Source organism: Geodermatophilus sp. SYSU D01106 (assembly GCF_054049995.1).
The window spans coordinates 123,025-139,112 of sequence record NZ_JBJGYM010000001.1 but is presented as its reverse complement, the minus strand read 5'-3'; the positions used below and the strand labels follow the sequence as shown (position 1 = coordinate 139,112).

Annotated in this window: 17 protein-coding genes; 15 read left to right on the top strand and 2 right to left on the bottom strand. The window is 76.8% G+C overall.

The window, feature by feature from the left end; translation table 11 throughout:
- Positions 1–140 precede the first annotated feature (140 nt).
- The 15 genes from ACI78R_RS00755 to ACI78R_RS00685 all read left to right on the top strand — a co-directional run bounded on the left by ACI78R_RS00755 (position 141) and on the right by ACI78R_RS00685 (position 14,050).
- Positions 141–824, top strand: coding sequence for a redox-sensing transcriptional repressor Rex (locus tag ACI78R_RS00755; RefSeq protein ID WP_083628895.1), 684 nt, complete (start codon positions 141–143; stop codon positions 822–824).
- Positions 821–2,182, top strand: a complete 1,362-nt coding sequence (locus ACI78R_RS00750) for a glutamyl-tRNA reductase (protein ID WP_457039329.1) — start codon at positions 821–823, stop codon at positions 2,180–2,182. Before ACI78R_RS00755 ends, ACI78R_RS00750 begins: the two co-directional genes overlap by 4 nt.
- Positions 2,179–3,117 carry a hydroxymethylbilane synthase gene (gene hemC, locus ACI78R_RS00745; RefSeq protein ID WP_073421265.1) on the top strand — a complete coding sequence of 313 codons (939 nt, stop codon included), beginning with the start codon at positions 2,179–2,181 and terminating at the stop codon, positions 3,115–3,117. The genes ACI78R_RS00750 and hemC overlap by 4 nt, the downstream gene beginning before the upstream one ends.
- Before the next feature lie 79 nt (positions 3,118–3,196).
- The gene (locus tag ACI78R_RS00740; protein WP_457039328.1) at positions 3,197–4,726 is read left to right on the top strand and encodes a uroporphyrinogen-III synthase; all 1,530 of its coding nucleotides are present in this window, start codon (positions 3,197–3,199) and stop codon (positions 4,724–4,726) included.
- Complete coding sequence (gene hemB, locus ACI78R_RS00735) at positions 4,723–5,724, top strand: porphobilinogen synthase (protein WP_073421267.1); 1,002 nt, start codon at positions 4,723–4,725, stop codon at positions 5,722–5,724. The genes ACI78R_RS00740 and hemB overlap by 4 nt, the downstream gene beginning before the upstream one ends.
- 2 nt (positions 5,725–5,726) lie before the next feature.
- Positions 5,727–6,257 (top strand): hypothetical protein, encoded by a 531-nt coding sequence (locus tag ACI78R_RS00730; RefSeq protein ID WP_245794650.1) that lies wholly within the window; start codon positions 5,727–5,729, stop codon positions 6,255–6,257.
- The gene (gene hemL, locus ACI78R_RS00725; RefSeq protein ID WP_457039327.1) at positions 6,254–7,636 is read left to right on the top strand and encodes a glutamate-1-semialdehyde 2,1-aminomutase; all 1,383 of its coding nucleotides are present in this window, start codon (positions 6,254–6,256) and stop codon (positions 7,634–7,636) included. The genes ACI78R_RS00730 and hemL overlap by 4 nt, the downstream gene beginning before the upstream one ends.
- Positions 7,636–8,268, top strand: coding sequence for a histidine phosphatase family protein (locus ACI78R_RS00720; protein ID WP_457039326.1), 633 nt, complete (start codon positions 7,636–7,638; stop codon positions 8,266–8,268). The genes hemL and ACI78R_RS00720 overlap by 1 nt, the downstream gene beginning before the upstream one ends.
- Positions 8,265–8,894, top strand: a complete 630-nt coding sequence (locus tag ACI78R_RS00715) for a TlpA family protein disulfide reductase (protein ID WP_457039325.1) — start codon at positions 8,265–8,267, stop codon at positions 8,892–8,894. The genes ACI78R_RS00720 and ACI78R_RS00715 overlap by 4 nt, the downstream gene beginning before the upstream one ends.
- A 1-nt stretch (position 8,895) precedes the next feature.
- Entirely contained in the window at positions 8,896–9,732 is an 837-nt protein-coding gene (locus ACI78R_RS00710; protein ID WP_083628755.1) for a cytochrome c biogenesis CcdA family protein, read from the top strand.
- The gene (gene resB / locus ACI78R_RS00705; RefSeq protein ID WP_457039324.1) at positions 9,729–11,378 is read left to right on the top strand and encodes a cytochrome c biogenesis protein ResB; all 1,650 of its coding nucleotides are present in this window, start codon (positions 9,729–9,731) and stop codon (positions 11,376–11,378) included. Before ACI78R_RS00710 ends, resB begins: the two co-directional genes overlap by 4 nt.
- Positions 11,375–12,346, top strand: coding sequence for a c-type cytochrome biogenesis protein CcsB (gene ccsB, locus ACI78R_RS00700; protein ID WP_457039323.1), 972 nt, complete (start codon positions 11,375–11,377; stop codon positions 12,344–12,346). Before resB ends, ccsB begins: the two co-directional genes overlap by 4 nt.
- Positions 12,347–12,463: 117 nt before the next feature.
- On the top strand, positions 12,464–12,961 hold the full coding sequence (locus ACI78R_RS00695; RefSeq protein ID WP_457039322.1) for a hypothetical protein: 498 nt from the start codon (positions 12,464–12,466) through the stop codon (positions 12,959–12,961).
- 107 nt (positions 12,962–13,068) lie between these two features.
- Positions 13,069–13,743 (top strand): Lrp/AsnC family transcriptional regulator, encoded by a 675-nt coding sequence (locus tag ACI78R_RS00690; protein WP_457039321.1) that lies wholly within the window; start codon positions 13,069–13,071, stop codon positions 13,741–13,743.
- Entirely contained in the window at positions 13,736–14,050 is a 315-nt protein-coding gene (locus ACI78R_RS00685; protein WP_073421274.1) for a DUF4229 domain-containing protein, read from the top strand. Before ACI78R_RS00690 ends, ACI78R_RS00685 begins: the two co-directional genes overlap by 8 nt.
- A 6-nt stretch (positions 14,051–14,056) precedes the next feature.
- Here ACI78R_RS00685 and ACI78R_RS00680 read toward each other — a convergent pair whose 3' ends face one another.
- Both ACI78R_RS00680 and menE read right to left on the bottom strand, forming a co-directional pair.
- Positions 14,057–14,929 (bottom strand): 1,4-dihydroxy-2-naphthoate polyprenyltransferase, encoded by an 873-nt coding sequence (locus tag ACI78R_RS00680; protein ID WP_457039320.1) that lies wholly within the window; start codon positions 14,927–14,929, stop codon positions 14,057–14,059.
- On the bottom strand, positions 14,929–16,065 hold the full coding sequence (menE, locus tag ACI78R_RS00675; protein WP_457039319.1) for an o-succinylbenzoate--CoA ligase: 1,137 nt from the start codon (positions 16,063–16,065) through the stop codon (positions 14,929–14,931). The genes ACI78R_RS00680 and menE overlap by 1 nt, the downstream gene beginning before the upstream one ends.
- Between the last annotated feature and the right edge of the window lie 23 nt (positions 16,066–16,088).

Genomic DNA, 16,088 nt, shown 5'->3' with positions numbered 1-16,088 from the left:
CCCCGCGCGACTTTGTTCCTGCGTTCACAAGCGGTTACCGTGGCAGACGCCGGGCGGCCGACCGCCCGGATCCCCGATGTCGTCCGCCCCCCTCGGCTCCCGCCGTCGCCCGGGCGCGACCGCTGTGGAGTAGGCCCGTGATGCAGTCGCGGCCCCGGATCCCGGAGGCCACCGTCGCCCGGCTGGCCGTGTACCTGCGGGTGCTCACCGGCCTGGCCGACGGCGGTCGGCGCACCGTCTCCTCCGGTGAGCTGGCCTCCGCGGCCGGCGTGAACCCGGCCGGGCTGCGCAAGGACCTCTCCCACCTCGGTCCCTGCGGCACCCGCGGCGTCGGCTACGAGGTGTCCACCCTGCGTGACCGCATCGCCGGCGTGCTCGGCATGGAGACCGCCCACGCCTGCGTGCTCGTCGGCATCGGCAACCTCGGCGCGGCGCTCGCCGGCTACGGCGGCTTCGGCAGCCGCGGCTTCGAGTTCGTCGGGCTCTTCGACGCCTCGCCGGCCCGGGTGGGTCAGCAGATCGGCGGCCTCCCGGTGCGCCCGGTGGCCGAGCTCGAGGACGTCGTGGCCGCCACCGGGGCGACGATCGGGGTCATCGCGACACCGGCCGAGGTGGCCCAGCCGGTCTGCGACCGGCTGGCCGCGGCCGGGGTGAGGAGCATCTTGAACTTCGCGCCGGTGACCCTGAGCGCGCCCGCGGGGGTCGACGTCCGCCAGGTCGACCTCTCCGTCGAGCTGCAGGTCCTCGCGTTCCTCGACAAGCAGCGCGGCGCCGTCCCCGGCGTCCGGCTGGACGCCCTCGCGCCCGCCGGGGGGATGGCATGAGCCTGCTGTCGGTCGGCATCAGCCACCAGACGGCGCCGGTGGCGCTGCTCGAGCAGTTCGCCATGACCACCGACGACAAGGTCAAGGCGCTGCACGAGCTCGTCGAGAGCGACCACGTCAGCGAGGCGCTGGTCCTCGCCACCTGCAACCGCATCGAGGTCTTCGCCGAGGTCGACCGCTTCCACGGCGGCGTCGCCGAGGTCAGCCGCGTGCTGGCCCGCCAGTCCGGCGCCGGCGTCGAGGAGCTCACCCCGTACGTGACCGTCCACTACGAGGACCAGGCCGTCGCGCACCTGTTCACCGTGGCCGCCGGGCTCGACTCGATGGTCGTCGGCGAGACCCAGGTGCTCGGCCAACTGCGCGCCGCCTACGCCCTCGCCCAGGAGGAGGGCACGGTCGGCCGGTCGCTGCACCCGGTCGCCCAGCACGCCCTGCGCGTCGGCAAGCGCGTGCACTCCGAGACCGGCATCGACCGCGCCGGCGCCAACCTCGTCACCGTCTCCCTCGACCACGCCGAGGACCGCGTCGGCCCGCTGGCCGGCCGCCGCACGCTGGTCGTCGGCGCCGGTTCGATGGGCGCGCTGGCCGCCATCACGCTGTCGCGGCGCGGCGCGCTCGTCACCGTCGCCAGCCGCTCCCCGGAGTCGGCCGCGCGGCTGGCCGCCGCCGTCGACGGCGGCACCGCCGAGCTCGCCGACCTCCGCGCGGCGATCGCCGACGCCGACGTCGTGGTCACCTGCACCGGCGCCACCGGCCTGGTCGTGGGCACCGACGTCGTCGCCGCCGCCATGGCCGACCGCGGCGGGCGCCCGCTGGCCGTCGTCGACCTGGCCCTGCCCCGCGACGTCGACCCCGGCGTGGCCGCGCTGCCCGGCGTGCACGTCGTCGACCTGGCCCTGCTGCAGGGCGAGCGCTCGGCCGCCGGCGAGGACGGCGCCGGCCCGGTCGCCGCCGACGACGTCTCCGCCGCGCACGCCCTCATCGAGGCCGAGACCGCGCTGCTGCGCGCCGAGCGGCAGGCCGCCGCCGTGGCGCCCACCGTCTCCGCGCTGCGCAGCCAGGCCGCCGAGGTGGTCGACGCCGAGCTGCTGCGCCTGTCCACCCGGCTGCCCGACCTCGACGCCCGCGCCCGCGGCGAGATCGCCCGCACCGTGCGCCGCGTCGTCGACAAGCTGCTGCACGAGCCGACCGTGCGGGTGAAGGAGCTGGCCAGCACGCCCGGCGGCGTCGACTACGCCGACGCCCTGCGCGCGCTGTTCGGCCTGGGCCTCGACGCCGAGGTGCCCGCCGACGGCCCGCGGCTGGCGCAGGCGGTCGCCGTCGACCCCGACGACCTGCGCCCCGGCGGTGCCGCATGAGCCCGCAGACCACCGCGACCCTGCGGCTGGGCACCCGCGCCAGCCAGCTGGCGCGCACCCAGTCCCAGACCGTCGCCGACGCGCTCAGCGCGGCCGCCGGCGTGCCGGTCGAGCTCGTGCACATCAGCACCGAGGGCGACCGCAACTCCGCGGCGATCGCGCAGCTCGGCGGCACCGGCGTCTTCGTCACCGCGATCCGCCAGGCGCTGCTCGAGGGCACCGTCGACGTCGCCGTGCACAGCTACAAGGACCTGCCCACCGCGCCCGAGCCCGGCCTGGTGCTGGCCGCCGTCCCGCCGCGGGAGGACCCGCGTGACGCGCTCGTCGCCCGCGACCGGCTCACCCTCGGCGAGCTGCCGGCCGGCGCCCGCGTCGGCACCGGCGCCCCGCGCCGCGTCGCGCAGCTGCGGGCGCTGGGCCTGGGGCTGGAGATCGTGCCGATCCGCGGCAACGTCGACACCCGCATGGCCCGCGTCGTCCCCGGCGACCTCGACGCCGTCGTCCTCGCCCGCGCGGGGCTCGCCCGCCTCGGCCGGCTCGAGGTGGTCACCGAGACCCTCGACCCGCTGCAGGTGCTGCCCGCGCCCGCGCAGGGCGCGCTCGCCGTCGAGTGCCGGGCCGACGACGAGCGCACGCGGGCGCTGCTCGCCGCGCTCGACGACCCCGACACCCGCGCCGCCGTGCTCGCCGAGCGGACCACGCTCGCCGCGCTGGAGGCCGGGTGCAGCGCCCCCGTCGCCGCCTACGCGGAGCTCGCCGAGGGCGACGACGGCCCGGAGCTGTACCTGCGCGCGTCGGTGACCGCGATCGACGGCAGCGACGGCGTCCGCGGCTCGCTCACCGGCCCGGTCGGCGACGCGGAGCGGCTCGGCCGCGAGCTCGCCGCCGACCTGCTCGACCGCGGCGCCGCCGCGCTCATGGCGGCCTCCCGATGATCCGCCGGGACCCGCACCCCCAGACCCCCGCACACGCCCTCCCCAGGGCATCGACCCCCAGAAGGACCAGGAGCTCGCGATGACGCGCTTCCGCAAGACCCCCGGCCGCGTCGTCTTCGTCGGCGCCGGCCCCGGCGACCCCGGGATGCTGACCGCCCGGGCCACGGCCGCGCTGGCCGAGGCCACGGCCGTGCTCGTCGACCCCGACGTGCCGGCCGCCCTCACCGACGCCGTCCGCGAGGACCGGCCCGGCCTGGAGCCGACCACGGTCAGCGGCGAGCCGGCCGAGGTGGCCAAGAGCGCCGTCGCCGCCGCCAAGAACGGCGACGTCGTCGTCCGGCTCGTCGCCGGCGACCCGTACACCTCCGAGGCCGCCGTCAAGGAGGTGCTCGCCGTGTGCCGCACGTCGGTGCCCTTCGACGTCGTCCCCGGCGTCGCCCCGTCCACCGCGGTGCCCGCCTACGCCGGCGTCGCGCTCGGCGGCACCTCGCTGACCGCCGACATCCGCGACGGCGGGACCGACGTCGCCGCGCTCGCCACCGCGGCCGCCGCGCTCGGCGCCCCCGTGGTGCTGCAGGCCGGTGCCGAGCAGCTCCCCGACGCCGCCACCCGGCTCGTCGAGGGCGGCCTGTCCGGCAGCACCCCGGTCGTCGTCACCACCGGCGGCTCGGGCACCGGCCAGAGGAGCGTCACCGCGAAGCTCTCCGCCGTCGCGGAGAAGACCGCCGACCTCGGCGGCCTCACCGGCCCGGTCGTGGCCACCGTCGGCTCGGCCGTCGACAAGCGCGGCAAGCTCTCCTGGTGGGAGAGCCGCCCGCTGTTCGGTTGGCGGGTGCTCGTGCCGCGCACCAAGGACCAGGCCGGCGAGATGAGCGAGCGGCTGCGGGCCTACGGCGCGGTGCCGGTCGAGGTGCCGACGATCGCCGTCGAGCCGCCGCGCAGCGCCGCCCAGATGGACCGCGCCGTCAAGGGCCTGGTCACCGGCCGCTACGGCTGGATCGTGTTCACCTCCGGCAACGCCGTGAAGGCCGTGCGCGAGAAGTTCGCCGAGCTCGGCCTCGACGCCCGCGCGTTCGCCGGCGTGAAGGTCGCCTGCGTCGGCGAGCAGACCGCCGAGGCGGTGCGCTCGTTCGGCATCGTGCCCGAGCTCGTCCCCTCGGGCGCACAGTCCAGCGAGGGCCTGCTGGCCGACTTCCCCGAGTTCGACGACGTGCTCGACCCGATCAACCGGGTGCTGCTGCCGCGCGCCGACATCGCCACCGAGACCCTCGCCGCGGGCCTGCAGGAGCGCGGCTGGGAGATCGACGACGTCACCGCCTACCGCACCGTCCGGGCGGCCCCGCCGCCGGCGCCGGTCCGCGAGGCGATCAAGGGCGGCGGCTTCGACGCGGTGTGCTTCACCTCGTCGAGCACCGTGCGCAACCTGGTCGGCATCGCGGGCAAGCCGCACGCCAAGACCGTCGTCGCGGTGATCGGCCCCGCCACCGCCGCGACCGCGCAGGAGTTCGGCCTGCGGGTCGACGTGCAGCCGGAGACGGCCGCCGTCGCGCCGCTGGTCGACGCGCTGGCCGAGTACGCCGAGGCCAAGCGGGCGGAGGCCGGGGAGTGACCCCGGCGCAGGGCGGGTCGAACCCGGGCTTCGCGCGCGGGCGCCGGCTGCGGTCGACGCCCGCGCTGCGCCGCCTCACCGCGCAGACCCGGGTGGCCCCGGCCGACCTGGTGCTGCCGGTGTTCGTCAAGGAGGGCATCTCCGAGCCGGTCCCGATCGGCTCGATGCCCGGCGTCGTCCAGCACACGACCGACTCGCTGCGGAAGGCCGCGCACGAGGCGGCGGAGGCCGGGATCGGCGGCCTCGTCCTCTTCGGCATCCCCGCCGAGAAGGACGAGGCCGGCTCCCAGGCCGACGCCGCCGACGGGATCGTCAACGTCGCGCTCCGCGAGCTGCGGGCCGACCTCGGCGACGAGCTGGTCCTCATCGCCGACCTGTGCCTGTGCGAGTACACCTCGCACGGGCACTGCGGCCTGGTCACGCCGGCCGGCGTCGTCGACAACGACCCGACGCTGGACCGCTACGCCTCGGTGGCCATCGCCCAGGCCGAGGCCGGCGCCCACGTCATCGCCCCCAGCGGGATGATGGACGGGCAGGTCGCGGCGATCCGCCGGGCGCTGGACTCCCGCGCCTTCACCGAGACGCCGATCCTCGCCTACGCGGCGAAGTACGCGAGCGGCTTCTACGGCCCGTTCCGCGAGGCCGCCGAGGGGGCGCCGCAGTTCGGCGACCGCTCGACCTACCAGATGGACCCGCCCAACGCCGACGAGGCGCTGCGCGAGGTCGCGCAGGACCTCGCCGAGGGCGCGGACGCCGTCATGGTCAAGCCCGCGTTGCCCTACCTGGACATCGTCACCCGGGTCGCCGACGCCGTCGACGTCCCGGTGAGCGCCTACCAGGTGAGCGGCGAGTACGCGATGGTCGAGGCGGCCGCCGCCAACGGCTGGATCGACCGCGAGCGGGCCATCCTCGAGACGCTCACCGCCATCCGGCGGGCCGGCGCCGGCCAGGTGCTCACCTACTGGGCGGTCGAGGCCGCGCGGCTGCTCACCCGCTGACCGTGGGACACGTCGAGCCCGGGGGCTCCTGGCGGCCGTTCTGGACGGTCGCCGGGGTCCTCGGGCTCCTCGGCGTCCTGGACCTGGTGCTGCCCGGGCCCGACGTGCCGCCGCTGCTGTGGCTGGTCGCCGTCGTGGCCGTCCTCGGCGTCGTCGCCTCCGGCTGCCTCGCCGGGCGGCGGGCGTGGACTGTCCGGGTCGACGCCGCGGGCCCCGACGGCGCCCTGTCGGTGGGCCGCGAGCGGGTGCCGCTGGCCGACGTCGACGCCGCCCACCTGCGCGCCGTCCGCGAGGGGACGGCGGGCGTCGACGCCGGTGCCCCGGTGCTCGGCGGCGGCTGGTCGGTGCCGCGCGGGCGCACCGGGCTGCCGCTGCGGCTGACCGACGGGCGCACCGTGCTCGTGCCCACGCGGGACCCCGCGGCGCTGTCCGCGGCCCTGCTCGCCGCGGTGCCGGGGAGCGCAGGGTCACACCCCGCCGACCGCGACACCCCCGACGGCCGCCCGGGCGGCAGGGGGACACTGGGGCCGTGACCTCGCTGGACACGACCCGGTACGACTACGCGGCCCCCGTCTCGGCCGACCTGTTCGCCCGCGGGCAGCGCCTCACCCCCGGCGGGGTCAACTCGCCGGTGCGCGCCTTCCGCGCCGTGGGCGGCACCCCGCGCTTCATGGCGCAGGCGCAGGGGCCCTGGCTGACCGACGCCGACGGCCGCCGCTACGTGGACCTCGTCGCCTCGTGGGGGCCGATGATCCTGGGCCACGCCCACCCGGCCGTCGTCGAGGCGGTCACCGCGGCCGCCCGCCGCGGCTTCTCCTTCGGCACGCCCACCGAGGGCGAGCTGGACCTCGCGCAGGAGATCGTCGACCGCGTCGCCCCGGTCGAGCGGGTGCGGCTGGTCAACTCCGGCACCGAGGCGGTGCTCTCCGCGCTGCGCCTGGCCCGCGGCGCCACCGGCCGCCCGCTGGTCGTCAAGTTCGCCGGGAACTACCACGGCCACGTCGACGCGCTGCTGGCCTCCGCCGGCTCCGGCGTGGCCACCCTCGGCCTGCCCGACACCCCCGGCGTCACCACCGGCGCGGCCGCCGACACGATCGTGCTGCCCTACAACGACGTCGCCGCGGTCGAGGCCGTCTTCGCCGAGCGCGGGTCCGACATCGCCGTCGTCGTCAGCGAGGCGGCGCCGGGCAACATGGGCGTCGTCCCGCCGCTGGACGGCTTCAACGCGTCCCTCCGCCGGATCACCGCCGAGCACGGCGCGCTGCTGCTGCTCGACGAGGTGATGACCGGCTTCCGGGTGTCCCGCTCGGGCTGGTACGGCCTCGACCCCGTCGACGCCGACCTGTTCACCTTCGGCAAGGTCATGGGCGGCGGGCTGCCGGCCGCGGCGTTCGGCGGCCGCGCCGACCTCATGGAGCAGCTCGCCCCCGTCGGGCCCGTCTACCAGGCCGGCACGCTGTCGGGGAACCCGGTCGCCGTCGCCGCCGGGCTCACCACGCTGCGGCACTGCACCGACGAGGTCTACGCCCGCTGCGACGAGGTCGCCGTGACCCTGCGCGGCGCGGCCAGCGCGGCGCTGTTCGCCGCCGGCGTCCCGCACCGCGTGCAGCAGGCCGGCTCGATGTTCTCGGTGTTCTTCGTCCCCGACGAGCGCCAGGTGCGCGACTACGACGACGCCCGCACCCAGGACGTCGCGGCGCACCGCGCCTTCTTCCACGAGATGCTCGCCCGCGGCGTGTACCTGCCGCCGTCGGCGTTCGAGGCCTGGTTCGTCAGCGCCGCGCTGGACGACGAGGCCCTGGAGCGGGTGCTCGACGCGCTGCCCGCCGCCGCCCGTGCCGCCGCGGCCGCCGACCCCGCCGACGCGCCGTCCGACGAGGACGCCAAGGACGCCCAGGAGCTGCAGCCCTGATGGAGACGACCGTCGTCCACCTGCTGCGGCACGGGGAGGTGCACAACCCCGAGGGCGTGCTCTACGGGCGGCTGCCCGGCTACCGGCTGTCCGAGGCCGGCGAGGACATGGCCCGCCGGGCCGCCGAGTGGCTCACCGGCCGCGGCGTCACGCACCTGGTGTCCAGCCCGCTGGAGCGCGCCCGCCAGACCGCCGCGCCGGTCTCCGACGCGCTCGGCCTGGACGTCGCCGTCGACGAGCGGCTCATCGAGGCCGGCAACGCCTTCGAGGGGCTGCGGGTGGCCGGCGGCCGGGGCGTGTTCCGCTCGCCCGGCAACTGGTGGCGGCTGCGCAACCCGGTGCGGCCCTCGTGGGGCGAGCCGTACGTGGAGATCGCCGCCCGGATGCTGCTCGCCGTCGAGGCCGCCCGCGACGCCGCGCGCGGCGGGGCCGCCGTCTGCGTCAGCCACCAGCTGCCGATCTGGACGCTGCGGCTGCACCTGGAGGGCAGGCGCTACGCGCACGACCCGCGCCGCCGGCAGTGCGGGCTGGCCAGCGTCACCTCGGTGACGTACGAGGGCGACTCCGTCGCGCGGATCGACTACGCCGAGCCGGCGGGGGCCACCGACCCCGACGCCGTCCCCGGCGCATGACCACCCCACGAGAGCGCTCCGCTGGCGCTCCACGCTCCCGCCGGGGCCCCGGGAGACGCGCCCTGCTGGCCGCCGCGGCCGGGCTCGCCGTCCTCACCGGCTGCTCCACCGGCGACGACCAGGTCGACGTCACCAACGGCGGGCAGTTCCGCTTCGTCGCCGGCACCCCCGCCGGCGAGGTGATCCCGGAGGGCGAGCGCCAGTCGGCCCCCGACTTCGGCGGGACGCTGCTCGGCGGCGGCGACTGGACGTCCGACGAGCTCGACGGGCAGATCGCCGTCCTGAACTTCTGGGGCTCGTGGTGCGCGCCCTGCCGGGTGGAGACGCCGCAGTTCCAGGAGGTCTACGCCGAGGTCCGCGACGAGGGCGTGGAGTTCCTCGGGCTCAACGTCAAGGAGGCCGACGAGCAGTTCGGCCAGGCGTTCGTCGACACCCAGGGCATCGAGTTCCCCTCCCTCTACGACCCCGCGGGCGAGGTCGCGCTGACGTTCCGGGACTACCCGGCCAACGCGATCCCGTCCACGATCGTGCTGGACCGGGAGGGCCGGGTCGCGGCCGTCTACACCGGCGAGGTGTCGCAGGACGACCTGCGAGCCGTGCTGGACCTGCTGCTCGGGGAGGGCTGACGTGGGACAGGAGTTCGCCGCGCTGGTCACCGACGGGCCGCTGCTGGTCGCCGCCGCCGTCGCCGCCCTCGTCGGGCTGGTCAGCTTCGCCTCACCCTGCGTCCTGCCGCTGGTGCCCGGCTACCTCTCCTACGTCACCGGCCTCGTGGGCAGCGGGGCGGCGAGCGGCGCCCGCACGGCCCCCGCGCCCGCCGGCGACGGCGCGGCGCCCGGGGCGACGGCCACCGCCGTCCGCACCGACGAGCGCTCCCCGCGCGGGCGGATGGTGCTCGGCGCGCTGCTGTTCGTGCTGGGCTTCACCGCCGTCTTCGTCGCCGTGGGCACGGCGTTCGGCGGGCTGGGCCGGCTGCTCGTGCAGTACGACGACGTGATCACCCGCGTGATGGGCGTCGTCGTCATCGTCGTCGGCCTGGCCTTCCTCGGGTGGCTGCCGCTGCTGCAGCGCACCGCCCGGCTGTCGGTGCGCCCGGCGGCGGGCCTCGCCGGGGCGCCGCTGCTCGGCGTCGTGTTCGGCCTGGGCTGGACGCCGTGCCTGGGCCCGACGCTGTCGGCGGTCTACTCGCTGGCCTACACCGAGGCCACCGCCGGTCGCGGCGCGCTGCTGTCGGTCGCCTACTGCGTCGGCCTCGGGGTGCCCTTCGTGCTGGTCGCCCTCGGCGCCCGCTGGGCGGTCGGGGCGACGACGTTCCTGCGCCGGCACGCCCGCGCGGTCACCCGGTTCGGCGGTGCGGTGCTCGTGCTGGTCGGTCTGCTGCTGGTCACCGGCGCGTGGACCGAGATGATGGCCTGGCTGCGCGCCTGGCTCGCCGCCACCGGCCTGGGGGAGTCGGCGCTGTGAGCACCGTCGCCCCGCCCCGGCCGGCCGCCGCGCCCCCGCCGTCCTCGCCCGCGCGCCCCTCCGCGGTCCGCCGTCTCGGCGGGTTCCTGCTGCGCCAGTGGCGCCGGCTGACCGCCATGCGCACGGCGATCGTGCTGCTGTTCCTGCTCGCGCTCGCCGCCATCCCCGGCTCGCTGCTGCCGCAGCGCTCGCTGTCGCAGGCCAACGTCCAGCAGTACTTCGCCGACCACCCGACGCTCGCGCCGGTCCTCGACGACCTCTTCCTGTTCGACGTCTTCAGCTCCCCGTGGTTCGCCGCGGTCTACCTGCTGCTGTTCGTCTCGCTGATCGGCTGCGTGCTGCCGCGCGCCCTCGAGCACGCCCGCGCCCTGCGCACCCCGCCGCCCCCGGCCCCGCGCCGGCTGACCCGGCTGCCCGACTCCGCCCGGCTGGACACGACGCTGCCGGCCGGCGCCGCCCTGGACGCCGTCGAGGAGGAGCTGCGGGTCCGCCGCTACCGCGTCGTGCGCCGCGAGCGCGGGGGCGTGGCCGAGCTGTCGGCGGAGAAGGGGCTGCTGAAGGAGACCGGCAACCTGGTCTTCCACCTCGCGCTGGTGGCGCTGCTGCTGGGCCTCGCCGGCGGCAAGCTGTGGGGCTACGAGGGCAGCATCCTGGTCACCGAGGGCGACCGGTTCTGCAACTCGTTCCAGCAGTACGACACCTACTCCGCAGGTGCCCTGGTCGACAGCGGCGACCTCTCGCCGGTCTGCGTCGGCCTCGAGGACTTCCGCGCGGAGTACGAGGAGAACCTGACGGCGGCCTCCTTCACCGCCGACATCACCTACGGCGCCCCCGGCGAGGAGGGCAGCCCCGAGGTGATCGGCGTGAACGACCCGCTGCGGGTCGACGGCGACCGCGTCTACGTGACCGGCCACGGCTTCAGCCCGCGGTTCACCGTGACGCTGCCCGACGGGCGCACCTTCGCCGACGTCTCCGCGCCGTTCCTGCCCGTCGAGCAGTCGACGATGTCCAGCGAGGGCGCCCTCAAGCTGCCCGACCTCGGCGCCGGCTCCGACGACCAGCTCGCGCTGCAGGGCTTCTTCGCCCCCACCGGGCTGGTGCAGGACGACATCCTGACCTCGATCGACCCGCGGCCGCTGGCGCCGCAGGTGGCGGTCGTGGCCTTCCAGGGCTACCTCGGCCTGGACTCCGGGCTGCCGCAGTCGGTCTACTCCCTCGACCAGTCGCAGATCGAGCGCGGCCGGCTCACCGAGGTGGCCCGCGGCAACCTGTCGGTGGGGGAGTCGCTCGACCTGCCCGACGGCACCACGGTGACCTTCGACGGGTACTCGGAGTTCGCCGCCCTGCAGTTCTCGCACGACCCCGGCCAGGTGTGGGTGCTCGGCGCCGCGATCGCGGTGCTCGCCGGCCTGCTCGGGATGCTCCTGCTGCGCCGCGAGCGGGTCTTCGCCCGCGCCGACACCGACCCCGCCACCGGCGGTACGGTGCTCGACGTCGGTGCGCTGACCCGCGGCAGCGGCGACGGCGCGCCGCGCTTCGCGGCCCTCACCGACGACCTGCGGGCGGTCCTCGTCAGCCGAGACCCCGCCCGTGCCGACCGCGCCCCGTCCGGGAGCGCATCCTCGACCGGAGGAACATCCGCGTGACCCCCGACCAGCTGTCCGGCCTGTCGGACACCCTGTTCTCCACCAGCGTGGGCCTCTACTCGCTGGCCACCGTCGCGTTCTGCGCGCAGCTGGCGTTCGGCCGCCGCCCGGCCCGGGAGCGGGCGCTGGTGACCGCCGGCGGGGGCGCCGCGGAGCTGCCGCCCGAGTCCCCGGCGGACCCGGGCGCGCTGCCCGAGGACGCGCCGTCGGTGCGCCGCTGGGGCCGGGTGGCGATGCTGCTGGCCACCGTCGGGGCGCTCACCCACGCCGGCGTGCTGGTCACCCGCGGGATGGCCACCGACCGGCTGCCCTGGGGCAACATGTACGAGTTCGCCACGGCGGTCGTGCTCGTCGCCGTGGTGGCCTTCCTGGTGCTGGCGCTGCGCTCGCCGGGCCTGCGCCACCTGGGCCTGTTCGTGCTCGCCCCGGTCGTGGTCAGCATGGTCGCGATCGGCCTGTTCCTCTACGTCGAGGGCGGCCCGCTGGTAGCGGCCCTGCGCTCGAGCTGGCTGGCCGTGCACGTGTCGACGGCGATCCTCGGCTTCGGCGTCTTCTTCGTCAGCGGCATCGCGAGCGTGCTCTACCTGGTCCGGTCGCGGTACGAGGCCCGCGGCGGCGACCCGTCGTCCTCGCGGCTGGTGGCCCGGATGCCGTCGGCGGCCACGCTCGACCGCGTCGCGCACCGCACCGCCGTCTTCGGCTTCCCGATCTGGACCTTCGCCGTCATCGCCGGCGCCATCTGGGCCGAGAGCGCCTGGGGCCGGTTCTGGGGCTGGGACCCCAAGGAGACCTGGGCCTTCATCGCGTGGGTGGTCTACGCCGCCTACCTGCACGCCCGCACGACCGCCGGCTGGCGCGGCCGGCCCGCGGCGTGGGTCAACGTGGTCGGCCTCGGGGTCATGGTCTTCAACCTGCTCTACGTGAACATGGTGTCCACCGGGCTGCACAGTTACGGCGGGGTCAACTGACTTCCGCCCCACGGGTCCCAGCACACGCGTCCCGCCCCTCCCGTTCGGGGTCCGGACGCCCGTCGCTCCCGCTGCGTGCTCCACTTGTCGCCATGACCGCACGCACGGGGGCTGACCGTGGGTAGGCACGCCGCCGCCGACGGAGCAGGCACCGACCCGATCGTCGCCGCAGCGCTCGCGTCGCAGGACGGCGCCGCCTCCGGCACCCGGCACGCCACCGCCGACGGCTCGCCCGACGGCGGCACCGGCAGCAGCACGGACAACGGCACGGACGGCGGCACGGAGAGCGGCCTGGGCTGGCCCGGGGACACCACCACCGGTGGGGGCCTCGGCTGGCCCGGCGGCATCGACCGCGCGGCGGCCCAGGACGCCCGGCCGGCCGGCGAGCCCGCCCAGGTCGTCGAGACCGTCGGGGCCGTCGACGCGGACGCCGAGCGGGCCGTCGTCGAGGCCGCGGAGGACGTGCTGCGGGAGACCACGCGCATGGACGCCGTCCCGGCCGTCCCGGACCCGCGGGACGTCCTCGGGGACGACCCCGCGGACGGCCTCGGGGACGACGCCGAGCCGCCCACGCGACGCGGCTGGCGCCGGATCTTCGGCGGCACCGCGGCCTGAGCGGCCGCCTGCCACCTGGCGACTAGGCGGGTGACCCGTCGTCGCGGCGGGCGCGGCGGCCGAGCTCGCGCAGGAACTCCGGGTCGTCGTCGGGCGCGACCGGCCGCGTGGCGCGCGGCGGGCGCGGACGGCGGGCCGGGCGCTGGGGGCGCACCCCCCGGCCGGCCGCGGCGGTCGCCCGCATCACGAGCAGGACCACGACCACGGCGACCACCAGCAGGAACAACGGAGCCACCGGGCCCACCTCCTCGTCTCCCCGCCACTGTACGACCGCGGGGATACTCGGAGGGCGGAGCGCGGCTCGCCGCCTCCGGTCCCTCGCCCCCTCCCGGACGGAGTGCCCCATCGACGCCGTCGACCGACAGCTCGTCGACCTGCTGCGCGCCAACGGACGGGCCAGCTACGCCGAGCTCGCCCGGCAGGTCGGCCTCTCCGCGCCGGCCGTGCACGAGCGGGTGGGCAAGCTGGAGACCGCCGGGGTGATCACCGGCTACCGCGCCGTCGTCGACCCCGCCGCCCTCGGCCTCGACGTCACCGCGCTGGTGGGCGTCATCGAGAGCGACTCGGTCGACGACACCGGCGTCGAGGCGGCGCTGCGGGCGATGCCCGAGGTCGAGGACTGCTGGCGGGTGGCCGGCAGCGAGGGCTACGTGCTCAAGGTGCGGGTGACCGACATCCCGGCACTGGAGGCCGCCATCAACGCGTTGAACAGGATCGAGGGCGTCGCGCGCACCCGCACGACCGTGGTGCTCTCGACCAAGTGGGAGGGACGACATGACTGAGCAGGCGCGCACCCCGGTGGGCCCCGACGGCAAGCCGCTGCCGCGGCCGAGGGTGCTGCCCTGGCTGGTGATGCACACCGTCGGCCGGCTGGCCGTCTTCGCGCTGCTGACCGTCGTGCTGTGGATGGTCGGCCTCGACTTCTGGTCCGGCCTGCTGTTCGGCCTCGTGGCGTCGATGCCGGTGGCCTACTTCCTGCTCCGCCGCTCCCGCGAGCAGCTGAGCGTCGCCCTGGTCCTGCGTGCGGAGGAGAAGCGCCGGGCCAAGGAGGAGTTCCGCACCCGGCTGTCGGGCGACCAGCCCGCCTGAGCGCGATCAGCCGCTGAGGGCGAGCCCCGCCGCCAGCAGCACGCCGGTGGCGAGGGTGAGCAGGCCCGTGGCCTGCAGCGCGGCGATCAGCGCCGGGCCGCGCCCGCCGGAGAGCACCACCCGCGACGGCGGGACGGCCAGCGGCGCGGCGGCCAGCGCGAGCAGCGCCCAGGGCCGGACCACCCCGATGGCGACGACGACGGCGAAGGCGACCGCCAGCAGCCCGACGTAGAACAGCCGGGTCCGCGGGGCTCCGAGCAGCACCGCCAGCGTGCGCTTGCCCACCTGGGCGTCGCCCTCGACGTCGCGCAGGTTGTTGACCACCAGCAGCGCCACCGACAGCAGCCCGACCGGCACCGCGGCGGCCAGGGCCAGGCCCTCGACCCGGCCGGTCTGGGCGAACGTCGTCCCCGCGACGGCGACCAGGCCGAAGAACACGAAGACGAAGACCTCGCCCAGCGCCCGGTAGCCGTAGGGGAGCGGGCCGCCGGTGTAGGTCCAGGCCGCGGCGATGCACACCGCGCCGACGGCGACCAGCCACCAGCTCGACAGCGCCGCCAGCGCGAGCCCCGCGCCCGCCGCGACGGCGAACGACAGCAGCGCCGCGGTGAGCACCTGCCGGGCGGGCGCCGCGCCGGAGCCGACGAGCCGCATCGGCCCGACCCGGTCGGCGTCGGTGCCGCGCTTCCCGTCGGAGTAGTCGTTGGCGTAGTTGACCGCCACCTGCAGCGCGAGGGCGACCAGCAGCGCCAGCAGCGCCGGGACGAGCCGGAAGCCGTCGAGCGCGGCGGCCGCGCCGGTGCCCACCAGGACGGGCGCGAGCGCGGCGGGCAGCGTGCGGGGGCGGGCGCCGGCGACCCACTGCGCGGGCGTCGCCATCAACGTGCCCCCGCCAGGGTCGCCGCGACGCCGCGGCGGTCGGGCTTGCCGGTGTGCAGCGTGGGGACGGCGTCGAGCAGGTGCAGCTCCCGCGGAGCGCTCGGCCCGCCCAACCGCCCGCTCACCCAGGCCCGCAGCGCGGCCAGCTCGGGGGCCGCGCCGGGCGCGGGCACGACGGCGGCCACCACGCGCTGGCCCCACTCGTCGTCGGGCCGGCCGAAGACGACGGCGTCGGCGACGTCGGGGTGCTCGCGCAGTGCGCCCTCGACGGCCTGCGGCGCGACGTTCACCCCTCCGGTGACCACGACGTCGTCGAGCCGGCCGGTGACCGTCAGCCGCCCGTCGGCGCCGATCGTCCCGGCGTCGCGGGTGCGGAACTCCCCGCCGGTGAAGGCGGCCGCGGTGCCCCCCGGGTCGCGGCGGTAGCCGAGGGCGAGCACCGGCCCGGCGATCGCGATCCCGTCGTCGTCCACCCGCACGCGGACGCCGTCGAGCGGGACCCCGTCGTACACGCAGCCGCCGGCCGTCTCGCTCATCCCGTAGGTGGTCACCGCGGCCACGCCCTCGGCGCGGGCGCGGGCCAGCAGCGCGGGGTCGGTGGCCGCGCCGCCGACCAGGACGGCGTCGAAGGTGCGCAGCACCTCCGGCTCGCGGTCCAGGTACCGGCGCAGTTGCGTGGGCACCAGCGCGGTGTACCGGCGGCCGCCGGGCATCCGGGCGGCGGCCGCGGCCAGTCCCTCCCCGGGCGCGAGGACGGCCGGGAGCGTGCCGGCCAGCGCCGAGCGCACGAGCACCTGCAGCCCGGCGATCGCCGACACCGGCAGCGCCAGCAGCCAGGTGCCCGGGCCGCCGAGCCGGTCGAGGGTGGCGGTCGCCGACGCGCGCAGCGCCGCCGCGGGCAGCAGCACGCCGCGCCCGCCGCCGGTGGACCCGGAGGTGACGACGACGAGGTCGGCGCCGTCCTCGAGCGGCTCCTCCGGGGCGAGCACCTCCCGGGCGGCCGTGGCGGCGGGGCCGGCGGGCAGCACGGCGAGCGGCGCGGACCCCTCGAGCGCGGCGCGGACGGCGGGCAGCACGGAGCCCAGAACGTCTGCGGGGGCCTCCGGCGCGGGGAGGACGGTGAGCTGCCGGGGCACGATCCCCGAGGGTACGACCCGCC